The sequence below is a fragment of the Microbulbifer sp. TB1203 genome (assembly GCF_030997045.1).
GTDB lineage: Bacteria > Pseudomonadota > Gammaproteobacteria > Pseudomonadales > Cellvibrionaceae > Microbulbifer.
This window is the reverse complement of the sequence record NZ_CP116899.1, coordinates 5,228,153-5,246,422: the sequence shown is the minus strand read 5'-3', so window position 1 is coordinate 5,246,422 and position 18,270 is coordinate 5,228,153. Positions and strand designations below refer to the sequence as shown.

General features: G+C 56.7%; 11 protein-coding genes. 10 read left to right on the top strand and 1 reads right to left on the bottom strand.

From position 1 onward, the window contains the following. Positions 1-90 precede the first annotated feature (90 nt). From PP263_RS22195 to PP263_RS22150, 10 genes are all read left to right on the top strand, one after another. Positions 91-2,190: a bifunctional rhamnulose-1-phosphate aldolase/short-chain dehydrogenase gene (locus PP263_RS22195; protein ID WP_308366256.1), complete on the top strand. Its 2,100-nt coding sequence runs from the start codon at positions 91-93 to the stop codon at positions 2,188-2,190. A 44-nt stretch (positions 2,191-2,234) separates the two neighbouring features. Next, the gene (gene rhaI, locus PP263_RS22190; RefSeq protein ID WP_308366255.1) at positions 2,235-3,527 is read left to right on the top strand and encodes an L-rhamnose catabolism isomerase; all 1,293 of its coding nucleotides are present in this window, start codon (positions 2,235-2,237) and stop codon (positions 3,525-3,527) included. A gap of 314 nt (positions 3,528-3,841) precedes the next feature. Continuing rightward, entirely contained in the window at positions 3,842-4,660 is an 819-nt protein-coding gene (locus tag PP263_RS22185; RefSeq protein ID WP_308366254.1) for a (Fe-S)-binding protein, read from the top strand. Next, on the top strand, positions 4,653-6,086 hold the full coding sequence (locus PP263_RS22180) for a LutB/LldF family L-lactate oxidation iron-sulfur protein (protein WP_308366252.1): 1,434 nt from the start codon (positions 4,653-4,655) through the stop codon (positions 6,084-6,086). Before PP263_RS22185 ends, PP263_RS22180 begins: the two co-directional genes overlap by 8 nt. Before the next feature lie 124 nt (positions 6,087-6,210). After that, positions 6,211-6,855, top strand: a complete 645-nt coding sequence (locus tag PP263_RS22175; RefSeq protein ID WP_308366251.1) for an LUD domain-containing protein — start codon at positions 6,211-6,213, stop codon at positions 6,853-6,855. 261 nt (positions 6,856-7,116) lie between these two features. Beyond that, positions 7,117-7,941 (top strand): DeoR/GlpR family DNA-binding transcription regulator, encoded by an 825-nt coding sequence (locus tag PP263_RS22170; protein WP_308366250.1) that lies wholly within the window; start codon positions 7,117-7,119, stop codon positions 7,939-7,941. Between the two features lie 478 nt (positions 7,942-8,419). Then, positions 8,420-9,502, top strand: coding sequence for a hypothetical protein (locus tag PP263_RS22165; RefSeq protein ID WP_308366249.1), 1,083 nt, complete (start codon positions 8,420-8,422; stop codon positions 9,500-9,502). Positions 9,503-9,528: 26 nt separating this feature from the next. Then, complete coding sequence (locus PP263_RS22160; protein WP_308366248.1) at positions 9,529-10,338, top strand: MotA/TolQ/ExbB proton channel family protein; 810 nt, start codon at positions 9,529-9,531, stop codon at positions 10,336-10,338. After that, on the top strand, positions 10,335-10,976 hold the full coding sequence (locus PP263_RS22155; protein ID WP_308366247.1) for an OmpA family protein: 642 nt from the start codon (positions 10,335-10,337) through the stop codon (positions 10,974-10,976). The genes PP263_RS22160 and PP263_RS22155 overlap by 4 nt, the downstream gene beginning before the upstream one ends. Before the next feature lie 195 nt (positions 10,977-11,171). Then, positions 11,172-15,485: an AAA domain-containing protein gene (locus tag PP263_RS22150; RefSeq protein WP_308366246.1), complete on the top strand. Its 4,314-nt coding sequence runs from the start codon at positions 11,172-11,174 to the stop codon at positions 15,483-15,485. Positions 15,486-15,506: 21 nt separating this feature from the next. Here the strand turns inward: PP263_RS22150 and PP263_RS22145 are convergent, their stop codons facing one another. Then, entirely contained in the window at positions 15,507-18,176 is a 2,670-nt protein-coding gene (locus PP263_RS22145; protein ID WP_308366245.1) for an Ig-like domain-containing protein, read from the bottom strand. Between the last annotated feature and the right edge of the window lie 94 nt (positions 18,177-18,270).

Below are 18,270 nucleotides of genomic sequence, written 5' to 3'. Positions count from 1 at the left end.
ATCACATACAATCATTATCAATCAACAGAAAGCCTATATGTCCCTTTGCGCATCGCAGCCGTTCAAATTAGTCAGATAGAGTGGATTTAGATGACCTCACCCCTTCAAAACCTTTGGGATGACCAGATAGCGTCCCGCCTGAGCGAACCCGAACAACTGAAGTATCGCTCCAACCTCCTGGGATCCGATCTGCGCATCACCAACTACGGTGGCGGCAATACATCCGCCAAAATCTTTATGCGCGATCCGTTGACCGGCGAAGAGACCCAGGTGCTCTGGGTCAAGGGGTCTGGCGGCGATCTGGGTTCTATCGAGCTGGACGGTTTTTCCACGCTGTATATGGATAAGCTGCAGCAGCTGAAAGACCTTTACCGCGGCCTCGAACATGAAGACGAGATGGTGGGATACCTGCCCCACTGTACTTTTAACCTGAATCCCCGCGCAGCCAGTATCGATACCCCCCTGCACGCCTATATACCCCATCCCCATGTTGACCATATGCACCCGGATGCGGCCATCGCCGTCGCCTGCACGAAAAACAGCAGGGAGCTGACGGAAGTGATCTTTGGCGGCGATATGGGCTGGCTGCCCTGGCAGCGTCCCGGCTACGACCTGGGCCTGAAACTGGAAAAGATGGCGGCCGGCAATCCGCACCTGAAAGGCATAGTCCTCGAAGGCCACGGCATTTTTACCTGGGGGCCCACGGCCAAAGACTGTTATCTCAACACGCTGGACATTATCCAGCGGGCCGCCGATTGGCTGGCAGACAACAATACAAATGAGGCGTTCGGCGGAAGCCGCTACGACTCCCCTCTCGATGCAGAGAAACGCAAGTCCGTGGCCGCCAGGCTGATGCCCCTGATTCGCGGCAAGATCACCAATGCGCAGCGCAAAATCGGTCACTTCGACGATTCCGCCACCATCCTGCAGTTTGTGAACTCCCGCGAACTGACAACGCTGGCGGCTCTGGGCACCTCCTGCCCCGATCATTTCCTGCGCACTAAAATACGCCCTCTGGTTATCGACTTCGACCCCACCGGCGCCGACCTGGACGGCGAGCTGGCGCGTTGCGTGGAACAGCTGGATCAGCAGTTGGCTGCTTATCGCGAGGATTACACCGCTTATTATCAGCGCTGCAAACGCGACACCAGCCCGGCCATGCGCGACCCCAATGCCGTGGTCTACCTGATCCCCGGGGTGGGCATGATCACCTTCGCCAAGGACAAAGCCACCGCCCGCATCGCCGGCGAGTTCTATATCAACGCCATCAACGTGATGCGCGAGGCCAACGGCGTCAGCGAATATGTTGGCCTGGACGAACAGGAAGCGTTTGATATCGAGTACTGGTTGCTCGAAGAAGCAAAATTACAGCGCATGCCCAAACCCAAGTCACTGGCCGGTCGCGTCGCCTTCATCACCGGTGGTGCCGGCGGTATCGGCAAAGCCAGTGCCGTGCGCATGCTGCACGAAGGCGCCTGTGTGGTGCTGGCCGATATTGACCGGGAGGCGCTGGATGCCGCCGTCGCCGAACTCTCGGCGGTCTACGGCCCGGACGTAGTGCGCGGGACGCACTGCGATGTGACCAGCGAAGCGGCAGTCGCAGATGCCATGGCCGCAACATCACTCGCCTTCGGCGGACTGGATATCCTGGTCTCCAACGCCGGTATCGCCAGTTCCGCCGCGCTGGATGAAACCAGCCTGGAATTATGGAATCGGAATATCAGTATTCTGGCGACGGGCTACTTCCTGGTCAGTCGGGAAGGCTTCAAGCTGATGAAAGCGCAGCACACCGGCGGCGCCATGGTATTCGTGGCCAGCAAGAACGGGCTGGTGGCCTCGCCCAATGCCTCTGCCTACTGCACTGCCAAGGCCGCGGAACTCCAACTGGCGCGCGGCGTCGCCCTGGAAGGCGCACCGCTGGGCATCCGCTGCAATGTGGTCAACCCGGACGCGGTACTGCGCGGCTCCAAGATATGGACCGGCAAATGGCGGGAAGAACGTGCCGCAGCTTACCAAATGGAAGAAGGTGATCTCGAGGGACACTACCGCGAGCGCAGCCTGCTCAAGCGCGACGTCCTGCCGGAAGATATCGCCGAGGCCGTATACTTTCTGGCTTCCGACCTGTCGGCCAAGTCCACCGGCAATATAATCAATGTGGACGCGGGGCACGCGCCGTCGTTTACCCGCTGAGCCGGTCGCCCCAAAAGAGAGAAAACAGTAGAGGGAAAACAATAATGAAAGAAGCTATCCCATCAGCCCTGATCGCTGAGCAGAATGAGAAACTCACCCGGGATCTGCACAAAGACTACGACGCCCTCGGCGAGAAACTGTCCCGCACGGGCCTGGATATCGAACAGCTTACGGCCCGTGCCCAGGCCTTTGAACTGGCCGTGCCCTCCTGGGGCGCCGGCACCGGCGGCACCCGCTTCGCCCGTTTTCCCGGCGTGGGCGAGCCGCGCAATATCTTTGAAAAGGTCGAGGACTGCGCGGTGATTCACCAGCTCTCCGGCTGCACCCCGCTGATCTCACCTCACTTCCCCTGGGACCAGGTGGAGGATTTCTCCGAGCTGAAGCAGTACGCCGACAGCTACGGCATGGGCTGGGGCTCGGTCAACTCCAATACCTTCCAGGACCAGCCCGGGCAGGAACATTCTTACAAATACGGCAGCCTCAGCCACACCGCGGAGGCTGTGCGCGAACAGGCCGTCGCCCACAACCTGGCGTGTATCGAGTGGGGCCGGCAACTGGATTCTAAGGCCCTGACGGTGTGGGTCGGGGACGGCTCCAACCACCCCGGCCAGCAGCATTTCCAGCGCGCCTTCGAGCGCTACCTGGACAGTGCGCGCACCATCTACAGCGCCCTGCCGGACGACTGGGAAATGCATATCGAACACAAGATGTTCGAGCCCGCCTTCTACTCCACAGTGATCCAGGATTGGGGCAGCAATATTCTCGCCGCCATGGAACTGGGGGACAAATGCAAATCGCTGGTGGATCTCGGCCACCACGCCCCAAACGTCAATATTGAAATGATCGTCTCGCGCCTGATTCAGTTCAAAAAACTCGGCGGCTTTCACTTCAACGACAGCAAATACGGCGACGACGACCTGGACAGCGGTTCGCTGCACCCCTACCAGCAGTTCCTGATTTTCAACGAACTGGTGGATGCCGAATACCGACAGCAGGACGGCTTTGGGCCCGACTATATGCTGGATCAGTCGCACAACGTGACCGACCCGATTGAAAGCCTGATCAATTCCGCGGTCGAAGTGCAGCGCTCCTATATCAAGGCCCTGCTGATCGATCGCGAGGCCTTGAACAGCTATCAGGAAAACAACGACGCGCTAATGGCCAGCAACACCCTGAAAGCCGCATTCAATATCGACGTATCGCCGATCCTGGCGATGGCGCGCCTGCGCGGCAATGGCGCCATAGATCCGATCGCCGCTTACAGGGCCTCCGGCTACCGCGCGGAAACCGGTAAAAAACGGCCCGCTTTGGGTGGCAGCAGTTCCGGTATTGTCTAGATTTTCTTCTCCTCATCTGCGCCGGTTTGCCGGCGCTTTTTTTCGCTTTCAGTCTTTCCACAGCGCGATGAACCGCGCTGAAAGGGCTCATCGAGCAGCAGATTTTTAATGGTCAAAGGTGAATAGTACTGACTTGAGTAGTTGGACCACTTTTGTAGGAGCCTGCTTGCAGGCGAATGGCTACAGGGTTCCGCTCCAGTTCGCCTGCAAGCAGGCTCCTACAGGGTGCCAAGCCTTGACTCAACAGCATGGACCTAAGCCGGGAATCGGCATTTGCGCATGATGGCCAAAGGTTTTAACGAGAAAAAAGAAGCATGAACTCTGCACTATCGGATGCGCCCCTCCATGTCGGCCTTTTCGCCACCTGCCCCGTGGACCTGCTTCGCCCCAGTGTCGGCTTCGCTACCGCCAAATTGCTGGAGCAGGCCGGTTGTCGCGTCAGCGTGCCACCGCAGAGTTGCTGCGGCCAGGTCGCGTTCAATAATGGCGACCCGGACGCGACCCGAAAACTTGCCTGGTGCATCGTCAAAGATTTCGAACCCTTCGACTATATTGTGCTCCCCTCAGGGTCCTGCGGCGGCATGATCCGGCTTCATTACCCGGCGCTGTTTCGCGATGATCCCCGTTTCGATCGGGTTAACCGCTTCTGCAGCAAAGTCTATGAACTGACCACCTTTCTGGCAGAGGTAATCGACTACCGACCGGCGGCTCCCAACTGCAATCTGGCGAAGCGCAATATCACCTACCACGACAGCTGCGCGGGCCTGCGCGAACTCAATATCCGCGACCAGCCCCGCCAGCTGCTCAAGCAGTGCGCCGGGGTCGACGTCACGGAAATGCGCGATACCGAAGCCTGCTGTGGATTCGGCGGTACCTTTTGCGTCAAGTTCCCGGCCGTCTCCAACCGCATGGTGACCGACAAGGTGGGCAATGCCCGCGATGCGGGTGCCGATCTGCTGCTGGGCGGTGATCTTTCCTGCCTGCTGAATATCGCCGGAAAAATCCAGCGACAGCAAAGCGAAAATCCCCATCTCCCAAAGGTGCAGGTGCGCCATGTGGCGGAGGTGTTGGCGGGCGATCTCGACGCTCCGGCTATCGGCGAAGGTACAGAGGCGCAAATACCCCATGAGTAGCGTGCAATCCTATGTGCCGGACAAGGACTTTATCTATCGCGCCGGCGATGCCCTCGCCGATTCCCAGCTACAACAGGCACTGGCCAAGGCCGGACGCGGTTTTGTCGACAAACGCTCCGCGGCGGTGGCGCGGGTTCCCAATTTCGAGGCCATGCGCGATCGCGCCCGCGAGGTGCGGCAGAAGGCCCTGCAGGACCTGGATATCTACCTGCTGCACTTTGAGAAGAAGGTTACCGAAGCCGGCGGCGAGGTACACTGGGCCGAAACACCGGCGCAGATGCGGGAAATCGTGTTGCAACTATGCGCGCGACACAACGCCACGCGGGTAACCAAAGGCAAGTCCATGGTGGGCGAAGAGGTCTACCTCAACGAAGCCCTGGAAGAAGCCGGCATCACCCCCTTCGAAACGGATCTGGGCGAGTATATTCTGCAACTGGCCAAGGAGCCGCCCAGCCATATCGTCGCCCCCGCGTTGCACAAGACGCGGGCCCAGATACAGGATCTGTTTCTGCATCACCACGCCCTGGGGGAGCGGGACCTGAGCGCCGTGGAAGCCATCGTCGACGAAGCGCGGCAGGTTATCCGCGACCGATTTCTCAGCGCCGATATCGGCATTACCGGCGCCAATCTGCTGATCGCCGAAACCGGCACCGTCGCCATCGCCACCAACGAAGGCAACGGCGACCTCACCGCCACCCTGCCCCGGGCCCATATCGTCACCACCACCATCGACAGGGTGGTGCCCACCTGGGAGGATGCCAGTGCGATTTTGCGGGTACTCGCCCGCAGCGCCACCGGCCAGTCGACCACCACCTATACCTCCTTCTTTACCGGCGCCAGGGGCGACACCGACAAAGACGGGCCGGAAGCTTTCCACGTGGTGTTGCTCGACAACCGCCGCAGCCAGTTGCTGGGCAGCGAGTACCAGGAGATGCTCCACTGCATTCGCTGCGGTGCCTGTATGAACCATTGCCCGGTCTATCAGGCCGTCGGCGGCCACACCTACGACAGCGTCTACCCGGGGCCCATGGGTGCCGTTCTGACACCGCTGCTGCGCCACCGCGACGGCGATTACCAACTGCCCAACGCCAGCACCTTCTGCGGGCGCTGTGAATCCGTATGCCCAGTCAAGATTCCCCTTCCCGACCTGATGCGCAAGCTGCGCAATCAGGAACAGCGGGAAGCGCAATACAAAACGTCCGGTTACTGGATCATCAAAGCTTTTTGCGCGCTCGCCGCGTCGCCGCGGCTATACCGCGCCCTGACCAGTATCGGCACGAAGCTCGCCGCCGCGCTGGGGGCAAGGCGAGGCCGCTTCAGCAGACTTCCGCTGCTCGGCGGCTGGACGGCGCACCGAGATTTTCCCGCGCCCCAGGGGGGGAGCTTTCAGTCCCAATGGCGCCGCAACGAGCACAGACACCAATGAAGTCAAGGCAAAACCCCCTGTGGGAGCCTGCCCTGCAGGCGATTAATAAGGTGCTGATTGCAACACCGCTTTCCCCCGCAGGGCAGGCTCCCACATTGCCGGGGCCATAACGAAAGGAATGACCATGAGCAGTTGCCGAACGGCAATCCTCTCGCGCATCCGCCAGGCCCTGAATAAACGGGGCACGCCGACGGATATTGACGAAGCTTTTGCGAACCTGACGCGACGCGCTAATTCGACTGTGCAACCGCCCCTGCCTGCCGCAAACGTGGAAAGCTTCAGTCGCGCTGCTATCGACAATGGCGCTGAGGTCCATCGCATCGAAACGCTGGAGGAACTGCCCCGCTGGGTGGCGGCGCGGGCGGCGGAGCTGGATCAAACACCCGGTGTAGTTGTGTCCCCGCAGTTCGCCGGCACAGGCTTGCAGTGGGCACCGATTGAAACACTTGATCGGGTTCCCCAAGCAACCGACTGGGGCCTGGCCAGAGGCTGTGCCGGCATTGCCGAAACGGGAACCGTCGTCTCCGTCAGCCGGGACTGCCCCAGCAGCTCGCTGTTTCTGGTACAGCGCCTGGTTGTGGTTCTGGATCGAGTGGATATTGTCGCTTACCAGGAAGAGGTGTGGGAGCGTTTGCGTCAGCGATTCAGTGGCCGTGTACCCCGCACCATCAACCTTATTACCGGCCCGTCCCGTACCGCGGACGTCGAACAACAGATTCAGATCGGCGCCCACGGCCCGAAATGGACTGACTATGTCATCGTTGATTAAGTCCATGATCCTCTTAACGGCTGGCTCGAGGGAACTTATGGCCCACCTTTCCGCAGAAGATAGACGATTTTTTCGCTCGCTGGATGCCACAACCTGCTCGCTCAAGCCAGCAAACCCATCATTTTTAGTCATGTTTCATCAAACTGGCATTATTTTGCCCCGTTTATTGGCTAATATGCGTTCAACCTACTGCAGATATGGTTAGATATGGATAAAATAGATGACACGTTGACCATATCCCCCAAAAGGCAGGTAAACCCCGTGTTGGAAAAACAACGCCACCAGTTGATTCTCGATATCCTCGACGAGCAGCAGTTTGCCAGCGTGCGCAGCCTTTCAACCCAGCTGAGCGCCTCCGAAGCAACCATTCGCCGGGATCTCACCAAGATGGCGCAGGAGGGGCAACTGAAGAAAATCCGCGGCGGTGCTGAAGCGCTGCCCTTGGGGGATAAAAAACTGAAGCGGCCGCACCTGACGGGCTCGGCGTTTCTGGTTGATAAAAAGAAACAGACTGACGTCAAACGGCTGATCGCCCGCAAAGCCGTTGAACTCTGCGAGGACGGTGAATCCATTATCATTAATGGAGGCAGTTCCACTTATATGATGGGAGAGTTTCTGGTCAGCCGGCAGCTCAATATCCTCACCAACTCCTTCGTTCTGGCGCAAGAGCTTTCAGAGAACAGCGACAATCAGATCACCCTTCCCGGTGGAGAGATCTACCGTAAACAGGGCATTATCCTGAGCGCCTTTGAAAACGACACCATCCAGTATTACCACGGTAGCAAGATGTTTATGGGCACACCGGGTATTGGTGAATTTGGCGTTATGGAATCCGACCCCCTGCTGATTCGCGCGGAACAAAAGCTCAGGAAACAGGCCGATCAACTGATTATTCTGGCGGACAGCTCCAAACTGGGGAAACGCAGCAATTTTATTTTCAGCACCCTTGCCGACGTTGACGTGCTGATTACCGACAGCCAGGCCGACCAGGATATGCTTCGTATGTTCGAAGCTCAGGGCATCAGGATTGTGACTGTGGAGGCGCCTGCCAGGGCCGGAGCGGAAGCTAACGAAGCGGCTATTTAGAACGCTTATTTTAGTCAATTGGTAACTACTCACTCATAGAGAACGTGCATTGGCTTAGGGGAAACCACTCTGTAGGGCGGGCCATGCCCGCGATCGGCCTCTGTTCGCGGGCATGGCCCGCTCCTACAGGGGTAAGTAGTTACGGTCAATTGTTGCAAGTCGTGACTACTTCTTCAGAAAGAAGCGCCTCCGTAGAGATTCGTTTTGGTGAACTGATTGGCCAGAGTTGTTTTTGCTGTGTGTTTTTCCCACAATCGTGAAGAATGGGGCTCCTGGAACGGCCACCCAGTGTGAACTGCTTCACGTTACCTTGATTCTATCGCCCTGGCAGTAGTCAAATCCTGCCCGGGCAATACTGCGTTCATATCCTTCAACCCCAAATCGTATATACTCGGCCAAACGCGAAAACATCAGTGCGGCAGCGCTGGTAAACACTAAAACAAGCGTTTCCGCCGCCGGAATCCTGGGGTAGTGGCAAGTGGCAATCTTCGACAAGACGCAACTGAAGGTAATCGCCGAAAAAGGCGAAGCGGAGTTCTCCAAGGCTTCCCTGAACAAAGACCTTTCCATCGCCAGTTATGACCAGGATGGCAAGTTCTTTTATGTCACTATGGATAAAGTGCTGTTCGACGACCCGGTCAGCACCATTAAGACCGTTCTGGATGCCCACGGCTTTGTTCCCAACCTGGAAAACATACTCGCCTGCCTCGACAGTTTCGCTTTTGCTGCCTACGCCAAAACCACCGCCAGTCGCGCGGGCTCGGCCCTCAAGGTCAGCGAGTACAACGCCTGCATCCGCTTCGAGCTTCCGCAAAAAAACAGGATCGGCGCGATCCTGCAAAGCTTTTACGACGAGATTTCCAAATACGAGTCCCAGAGCGGAAACGAGACCTGGCGGCCCGATCCGGAACTGAAAAAGCTCAAGGACTTAAAAAGCGAAGCGGCTGAACTCAAACGGAAAAACAAGGAATTGCAGGAACAGGTCAGCGCGCTGACCCTCCAACTGAACAGGGAGCAGAAGTCACTGAGCCGGGCATCGCGAGCGCTGGACTCCCAGAAGGTGCTGCCAGACAACGTGCGCATCTGCAAGGTGGAACAGGTGGACCTGAAGCGCCGCACCGTGAAGCTGAGCAGCCAGCGCAAGGAATTTGATGTTCCCACCCACCTGTTGGATCGGGTCCCCCGGTTCCAGGCCCGCTGCCTGGCCATATTCGACGAGGAACAGGATGTGCCGCTCGGTATCATCTTCCTGGACAACCGGGAGGCGTCCGATGTGGAGCGGCGAACAGCGGAGCTGCTTTACGTGGAAGGTGATGCCTTCAAGGCCAGGGACTCCCGGCGCAATGAACTCCAGGTAAAGGCCGTCAATGACCTGGAAGCGGATACCATCAAGAGCCTGCGACGAGGTATGAAGGTGCTGGTATCCATGAGCGAAGGCCATGTGGTGCACTTCTCCGTGCTCAGCGAGTTACAACCGGGCGATTTTATTGTCCGCGTACATGAACAGTTTATCGTCGGTGACATAGGCCGTAACCAGCTGGTCGCCGTGACCGACGATTAAATTCCAGCCACGAATCGGGAAAATCCGTGAACAGCCTGCTCAACAAAGAATACCTGACCGTATCGAAGAAGCGCTTTGATCCCATCACCGTAGTGTTCAGCGTCGGCCTTCTGGTGGCCGTGCTGTTCAACGCAGTGGGCATGGATCTCGGCGCGGGCGCCGGCTCCCAGGAGCTTATTCTCTTCAACGATTTCCGCAGCTTCTTTTTTGTGGTGGGCGGCACCCTTGGTGTTCTCCTGTTCCAGTTCGATCTGGAAACACTGGTGAAAACCCTCATCCTGGTATTGCGCTCCTTCTTTGCCAATCCGGTCAAGCACCTGAACCCGACCATTGAGGAGCTGGACGAAACCATCATCAAATCCCGCAGCATCATGGACCTGCGGGAGGGCAAGGAAATCACCGGCGAGCTACTCAACGACATCATCTACATGATCCGGCAAAAGCTCTTCTATGAGGAGATCGAGGATTTTGTCGGCAACCGGATCGCCACTATTTTTATGGGCCGTAAAACCGCCGCAGCGCTGCTCAACAAGGGGGCCAAGGTCGCACCGGCGCTCGGCCTGCTGGGTACCGTCATCGGCCTGATCGAGGTGCTGCAGTCCCTGGACGATCCCGCCAGCATCGGTCCGGCCATGTCCCTGGCCTTGATGACCACCGCATTCGGCTCGGTTCTGGGTTCACTGGTTTTCACGCCGCTCGCCGGCCGGCTGGAACATCACAACAGTATTTACGTGGAAACCCACAAGCTGCTTATGAACCGGATCAGCGTACTGATCCGCCGGGAAGATCGCCTGCTGGACATCACCAAAATGAACAGGAAAGTCGACGAGACATGAAGCTGGAGCAGCTGACCGGGCAGGACGAAGAGGGTCTCGACTCCTTCTACATCAGTTTCGGCGACCTGATGGTTATCCTGTGTGTCTTCTTTGTCATGCTCCTGTCCATGAGCAAGGTGGACGTGGGCTCCTTCGAAAGACTCCGCAGCGTAATGACCGGGAGTACCGACGATACCCTGGTGGAACTGGCCGAATCGCTGCGGGTCATCGTTGAGGAATCCCCCGGCGTCCCCGGTGCTTCCGTCGAGCTGGCGAAAGACGGTGTCAGGGTGAACCTGGATACCGCCGCCCTGTTCGCGCCGGGCAGTGCCGTGATCAAAAATCGCGCCCTGGATTCCCTGGAGCCCCTGTTGGACGAGATTCATCAGACCGACTACCAGGTGGACATCGAGGGGCACAGCGACGACGTGCCCTACTACCGGGTAATTGACGGAGAAACGGAGACCAACTGGAGCCTCAGTGGCAAACGGGCGAGCAGCGTGATTCTTCACCTTCTTTCCATGGGCTTTTCGTCCCAGCGTCTGCGCGCGGTGGGCTATGCGGATACGCGGCCGGTGGTGGATGTGACAGGTAAAGGCGGTGCGGCACTGGAAGAGGCGCGGGCGCGAAATCGCAGGGTATCCCTGTTAATTCGCTAAGGAACCTCTGAATGTCGTCATTCCGGCGATATAGACTTGTTCAGAGCTTCACTAACGCATAAGGGCACCCTCTAAAAATTCATTTCTCGTCACCCCCGCGAAGGCGGGGGGGTCCAGTGACTACGCGGTTTCTGGATTCCCGCCTGCGCGGGAATGACGATTTTTAGAGGTGCCCATAAACAAGTAGAAGATAACATGGCTATACCGGCATTACGCCGCCAAGGCACCGAACTGAAGCTCACCAAACGCGCGGACCGGCGCAATGTGTTCCGCATCGAGCGTTTCAAGAACGACCACGGCCTCCAGGTTTACGCGCTGGAAAACACCGCCGAGGGACGAAAGATCTTTGTCCCGCGCTTTGTATTCGGTCGCTTTCGCGCCTGTATCCGCAATATCCTCAACGACGAGATCAGCAAACCAAGCCCCCAGCCCTTCGAAAGCTCGGTAAGCTTCCTCAATCGCGACTATTACTACTTCAGATCTTCCGCGTCCGACATCGAAAACCTGATCATCCAGGATATCGAGGAGCGGGAGGGGTCCTCCGGCTATATAACCGTCAGCCGCAGCAGTCTCCAGGTACTCGACAAGCTCCTTTACAACGACAGGCTCCAGCATCCCAACGACGTACTGGAGGAGATCATCGCCTACCACAAGCTATTCCAGTTCAGCTTCGCAAAAGGCAGCAAGAGCATTACCAGCGACCTGATTCTTCGCAAGGACGTCCTCCAGTCCATTGAACGCTACACACCCAGCCTCGGGCAGAAGGTTGTGACGGAAGAGCTGAAAGAGCAGGACAAGGAGCAGCCAAAACAGCGGCCCGGGAAAGCCGCACCCAAACGCAAGGCGCAAGCCAGTCTTTACAAACCCAAGCTGGGAGAGCGCTTCAACGAGAAAGACATCAGGGTCGACTACGAGGAAATTTTTGACGGTAGTCGAATCGCGCTTGCCAACAGCTCAAAGGACCCGGATGGGGAGTCGGAAAAAAGCCACAAGGGCGGAGCGCTTCTGTCCCAGTTCCCCGTCCCCCTGATGGCCACCGAAATCAAGGCCTTCGACAATGGCAAATTCTACTTTGAACTGAGCCCGGAACAGGCCAGTGAATTCAGGGAGCGCTTTATCAGTGATCGCGCCGCCGAGTTTTTTGTGGGCTTTGAAATCGTCGACGCGCTCTTCACTTACAACCGCTCCCTCAGGACCTTCCGCTTTCCCCTGTACTACAGCAAGGTTCGCATCCGCGAATCCGGACGCGGTGTCTACCTGGAGTCCGTAAAAGACGGGCTATTCCACCTGAACTACCTCGCCCTGGCCCATCTGGTGGAAAAATTCAGCGAGGCCCAGGCCGGCATCGATCCGGTGGACCGCTTTTTCAAGACCCTGCTGGCCCAGGATATCAGCGTGGACCGCCTCAACGACCGTATCCGGGTCTCCCGCTATCTTCCGGTCAAGGAAGCGGTTTTTGATCGAACCCGGGAAATTCTTTTCGGCTACCGGGACGAAAACGGCAAAGGCGGCATTTTCGCGGACCTGAACGTCAAGGGCATCGAATGCGACCTGCAGAGCGTTTACCTTTACCGTGCGCCCAGGCTGTTGAACCCCATCGACCAGGCATTGGACCTGGATCTCGACCAGATAAACGCCGCGGCACACCGCTCCAGCAAACGCTTCTACAGCTCCCTCCTGGGCCGCTTCCTCACGCCGGAACAGGCATCGGCAACAACCGGCACGGGTGACTTTGCAGCGCAGACCTGGATGCCCGGTCCGCTGCCCCAGAGCACCCGCAACCTGGTGGACAAACTGAACCACCACGACGTGGTGCTTCTCGAAGGGCCGCCCGGAACCGGCAAGACCTTCACCATCATGAATCTGGTGCTGCACTGCATCAACAGCGGGCAGAGAGTCCTTGTGGTCAGTGATCAGCAGGCGGCGATCGAAGCGCTTGTCGAGAAACTGGAAGACTACCTGATCGGCGACGAGCGGGGCAGCGCAGCCGAGCGCAAGTGGAAGGATTTGCTGTTCAGCGCCATCAAGGTGGTGGACAAGGTGGAAACCGGCGATCAAAGCCTGGAAACCCTGCTCAGCGGGTTGTCGCGGGCTTTCAAAGTGCAGGAGCCGGAGCCCGCACCAGCGCCCAGGGGAGAGAAACTGGAAAAAGAAATCCGCCAGCTGGGAGCCAGGATCGACAAGCTGAAAAGGCGCATAAGCGCCACCATGCTCGATCAGGTGGGCGAGCATGTGCCCTTTGATCGGCGTGTACTCAGAAAGACCGGGAGCAACGGCGACCTGAACAGCCTGCAGGAATTTCTGACCCTGATTCTCGACAAGCAGGGCGCGCAGCGAAGGATCATTGAAGCCTTTGTGGAAAATCGCTGCCAACTGCGCATTGGTATGGCCGAGTGTTACAACTTCTTCAGGATTCCGGGCAGGTCCAAGGGCCCGGCTGCCGACTTCGACGCCGAAGTTCAGATACTCAGGGAAGACCTGCCGATCCTCGATCAACTCCTGAAGGCCAAGCCAAAGACCCTGGAGGAATTCGAGGCGATCACCCGGGACCATCCACGCCACGAGATCATCCGCCACCTGCACGAGCTGATGCAGAATCACCTGGCCGGGCGGGGAACCGGGCTGGGCCGCCTGCTCGAAAAAGTCCGCCAGCTCTTCCGGCAGCCGCTGCAAAAGAATGTCAGCACACTGCGCAAAATGGTGGCGGACCAGATCGAACTGCTCGAACAGGCACAAAGCTGGTCCGCGGAACTGCTGAACCTGCTGCGGGAGCTGCACGAGTCCATCCGCCTGGGTGAGCCCAATCGCGCACTGGGCCTTTACCGCAGTGTCTGCGGGCAGCGCCGGGTGGATATCGGCAGCACGGGCGGAGCGTCCATCCAGGGCGACCTGGAGGAACTGGGCGATCTTTACCGGCAGCAGGATAAGATCGTGCGCGAGCGCCTGGTAGAGAAACTGCGCGGCATAGTGTCGGGGGCGACCACCGCAAAGCGGCGCGCGGGCACCAACAGGATCACCAGTATCATGGCCCTGGTGGATGACCTGAAACAGTTCAGCACCCTAAAAGAGAGCGGCGCGGTGTTCGAAGAACTGCGCCGGAACCTGAGCGATACCTTTCCGGTGTGGCTGGTACGCAAGCAGGCGGTATCCTTCCTCCTGCCCTGCGCGGAACAGAGCTTCGACCTGGTGATCGTGGACGAAGCGACCCAATGCCGGGTGGACGACTCCCTCTCCCTGATGTTCCGGGCAAAGAAAATGCTGGTGGTGGGTGACGACAAGCAGACGGTATTGCAGAAAGACTCGGTGATCGACGATTACCTGTTCAAGGATCACGAGCTGGACGAACATCTCCGCTCCACCCAGGCCCGCGGTTTCAAAAGCGGTGGCTCCCATATCTTTGCACTGGTCAAGGCCATCAGGGAAGCCTCGGTGCTACTCGACGAGCATTACCGCTGCCCTGCGGACATCATCGAGTTCTCCAACCGCTACGTGTACGGAAACGAGTTGAACATCATGCAGTGGAGGCTCCCGGAACATCCCCCGGCGGTGGCGGTGGATTACAGCGAGCAGGGAGTGAAAACGTCCAAAAAAGCGACCAGCGGCAAGTTCAAAGGGATCGAGACGGCCATGGTCGACCGCTTTATGGACTATGTGGTGAAGACGGTCAAGCAGATCGAAAAGAGCAGCGGCAAAAAAATCAATATGGAAACGGATGTGGCGCTCTGCTACTTCCTGCTCAAGAACGAGCCCTACGTCAAGGCAATCAAGGACACCTACCTGTGCAAGTTGAAGCGGGGCGAGGGTGTACTGGATGGTGCCGGCGCCGCCTTGCAGGGCAAGGAAAGGGACTATATTTTCTACCTCTGGGACATTACCCGCTACAACCTGGGCGCCTTCAAGCAGGGCGATGATGCGGACAAGCGCAAGGGCGAACTCAACGTACTCATGAGCCGCCCCAAGAAAAAAGCCTTCCATTTCCTGCACCGCAACTTCGAGCAACTGGAGCACAGCCGCACCAATATCACAAACTACCTGTGGGGCAGTCTCAAACAACAGGAGGAAGATGGGACGGCAAAGAACCACAACACCAGTGCACTGCAAGACTCCCTGCTCGGTGCCCTGTTGAGGTTGACCCTGGGAAAATCGAGCCAGCGCAGTATCCGGGAAACACGGCAAAACGTCGAAGATGAGCTGATCGACTTTCGCAATGAAATCCGCGTCGGCGACGCCGGCCGGGTCGTCGACCTGATCGCCTTCCCGCGCGGCGATGCCAGCCAAGTCATCGGCCTGGTGGACCTGAGCGGTTTCGGCAGTGAGGCCGAGGTTGGCCAGAAGGTGGTGGACTACTACTTCCAGCTGAAGCGCGTCTCACCCCGTATCGAGCCGGTGTTTATTTTCCCCCACGAGGCCATCGACGAAAATGGCCAGACTTTCCGTTCCCTGCTGCACAAGCTGGAAAGTATGGAACTGAGGGAGGACGCGGAGACCCCAATGTTGGAGCTTGCCTGATCTGAAGGCGTTAAGCGTCATTTACTGTACACTACTGCCTGTCAAGGTAATATTGTCCAGATAATTCGTGACATTGGTCTGCATATAAGGCCGCGTTACCTGAATGCGTATCTCATGATTACCTGCATTAGTATTGGGCAGTTCAAACGATAGTGTTGCATACTCTGTAATTCCCGAGGTAATGCCATCAAAGTCATGGCTATCCATCAGTTCCCCATCAAAATAAAGCTCAAACAGCCCACCCGAGCCGTTATTGCTACTGGCGGACGCCGCGATATCCATTGTTACGTAAAGATCGCCATCACCTAATCCCACATTTTGGTAGATGCCGCCGCCTTGCTGAGTTCCCATACTATTGAGACTATCCGTTCCAACACTAAAATAAGCTGTCGTGCTGTTAGCGCCATCCTGGTCGATATCAAAGGATACGATCCCCTTGTTAAACACACCATCCGAAGTTGTGTAAGAGTTATAGCCACTGAAATTTCCTTGTTCAAAGTCGCCATTAACGAACGCAGTTGGTGAAGCAGTCGCCGTATAATCGACAGCAGATATGTCCGAATCCGTTATTGTGACACCAACATTAGCCGGAGAAAAACTATAACCGGACTTGCTGGGAGTAATTGTATAAGATCCCGGAGGCAATGCTGTCAACGCATATTGACCATTGGCATCCGTTGTCGTTGACAGTAATGAATCGCCACTGGCACTGACCGTTACACCGACAATTCCCACACCTTGTGCGGAGACGGCACCTGAAACGACGTAAGTGGAAATAGGCTCTACGGCCGTTTCGAATGACCAGTTGAAATCAGCCGTCATAGCGTTCCCTGCAACATCGGCAACACTGTTGTGAAGCGTAGCCGTATACACTGTACCGTATTCAAGGTCATAGACCGGCATGAAAACCACTTGGTCGAGCTGAGGGTCATAGGCGCTTACCATGTCGACCGTGCCGCTCTCACTCTCGAGCGTTAGAGCGCCCACACTCAATGTGTCTACGTCCATTTCCTCGGAAAACGTCACCGAAATAGATGAATTGACCGGAATGTTGGCTGCCCCATCGGTTGGCGTAACGGCGTTTACTGAAGGAGGAGTTGTGTCAGCGACCGGGTCCGGAATATTGATCCGGAAGTCTTCTACCTCCCCTGAACTCAAAGTGCCGCAGGGGCCTGGGTATCCACCGGATTGCATAGAGACACGCATCCTGGTATTGCCCGCCAACGCATTATCCGGAGTGGTTATGCTACCGGTAACCGAAGCATCGCCACTGTCGCTAAACACAATCTCATCGGATGTAAAACTGCCATCCTGATTCCAATCTATAAATACTCGCCAGTAGGTAGTATAGGGACTTAGATTATATCCCGGCGTCAGGTCGATTTCTCTGGAAAAGTGCCGGCTCAACTCAAAAATAGTTCCTGTGTGGTTCGAATAGCCAGTACCCGGCTGAGAAGGGGAACTATGGGTATATGAACCGACCTGAACAGCAGCTACCCATGCATCACTATAGTTGCTGGCATATGAAGAACAATAGTCCGGCTGATATTCCCGGCTCGTAAAGCTCCAGGTATGATTATGTTCCAACTCGATTCCCGAGGCATTTTGCACGCCCGTCGTGATTGTTCCGGTGTAGGTGGTGAGATAGTCAAATGGCTGGTCACTATAAAACTGCACAGTCATTTCATCACTGGCTAACACTACCGACCCACTCACGTCGGCAATGCCATCGGTGATCGTAAAAGTTGATGTATTGATGCTTGCGGGATCCATGGGCTCTGAAAACCGGACCTGAACCACGTAGTTATTACTGATATCACTGGCTCCGTCTTCCGGTGATGTCCATAACACCGATGGGGCCGTTGTATCGGGTGCCGCTGTAGTGAACGACCAGACATCGTTCTGTAGCAACGGATTGCCGGCGAGGTCCTGTAGTGTAGGGGATACCGTTACGGTATAAACAGTTGAAAAGTCTAGAAATTGATTCGCGGAGAAAGTTAGCAGATTCCCATCGTGAGTCACCGTGCCGGGAATGTTATACCCATTGCCGGTTACTGAAATACTTGAATCACCCACTGTCAGAGGATCAATATCTTCGGAAAAGGTAACAGCAATAATGGAATCCAACGAAACGTCTACAGCGTCCGCGGCGGGTGATTTCGACACGATAGTGGGTGACGTGACGTCCGTTGTGTCGAGATAAACAGTGTAGTCTTCCACCTCTCCATATGTGAAGCTTCCACAGGGTTGCGGCGCCCCGCCATACCGAAGGGCCACTCGCATGCGAGTTGTGCCGTTAACCGCGTTATTGGGAATACTTATACTGCCGTTTAGTTCGCTATTCGATGCCCCACTGAACACAGCTTCTTCGTCGCTAAAAATTGTATCATTGTCGAAGTCAATCCAGATTTTCCAATTTTCTGTGTAGGCAGACCCGTTAAAGCCAGGTGTCAACGTGATACTGTTTGCCCCCTCCGATAGATGAAATAGCTCATTCGTGTAGTCGGCGTAGCCGTTGTCTTTTCCCGATGCATGAGTGGTGCCAGCGATCGAGACCTCATCTATCCACTCATAATTGGTGTTGTTGCCTTGAGCACTGCAGTAAGCGATGGCATTAATTGGAGAAATCACAAAGAAAGGTAGAAGTAAAGCAATGGAGGCTCTCCATATCAATCCATTAAAACGCTTCATTTTTATTCCCCACTAACTATTAATAAAATTTAAGTTCGGTAAATTATTATTTGACTTTTTTCAAGCCCGCCAGAACCCAGCGGCCGATCTACTG

What these genes read in the sequence shown, in the direction of transcription:
- PP263_RS22150 (WP_308366246.1), top strand. Translation starts at nt 11,172, where the DNA reads ATGGCTATACCGGCATTACGCCGCCAAGGCACCGAACTGAAGCTCACC.
- PP263_RS22155 (WP_308366247.1), top strand. Translation starts at nt 10,335, where the DNA reads ATGAAGCTGGAGCAGCTGACCGGGCAGGACGAAGAGGGTCTCGACTCC.
- PP263_RS22185 (WP_308366254.1), top strand. Translation starts at nt 3,842, where the DNA reads ATGAACTCTGCACTATCGGATGCGCCCCTCCATGTCGGCCTTTTCGCC.
- PP263_RS22145 (WP_308366245.1), bottom strand. Translation starts at nt 18,176, where the DNA reads ATGAAGCGTTTTAATGGATTGATATGGAGAGCCTCCATTGCTTTACTT.
- PP263_RS22175 (WP_308366251.1), top strand. Translation starts at nt 6,211, where the DNA reads ATGAGCAGTTGCCGAACGGCAATCCTCTCGCGCATCCGCCAGGCCCTG.
- PP263_RS22195 (WP_308366256.1), top strand. Translation starts at nt 91, where the DNA reads ATGACCTCACCCCTTCAAAACCTTTGGGATGACCAGATAGCGTCCCGC.
- rhaI (WP_308366255.1), top strand. Translation starts at nt 2,235, where the DNA reads ATGAAAGAAGCTATCCCATCAGCCCTGATCGCTGAGCAGAATGAGAAA.
- PP263_RS22180 (WP_308366252.1), top strand. Translation starts at nt 4,653, where the DNA reads ATGAGTAGCGTGCAATCCTATGTGCCGGACAAGGACTTTATCTATCGC.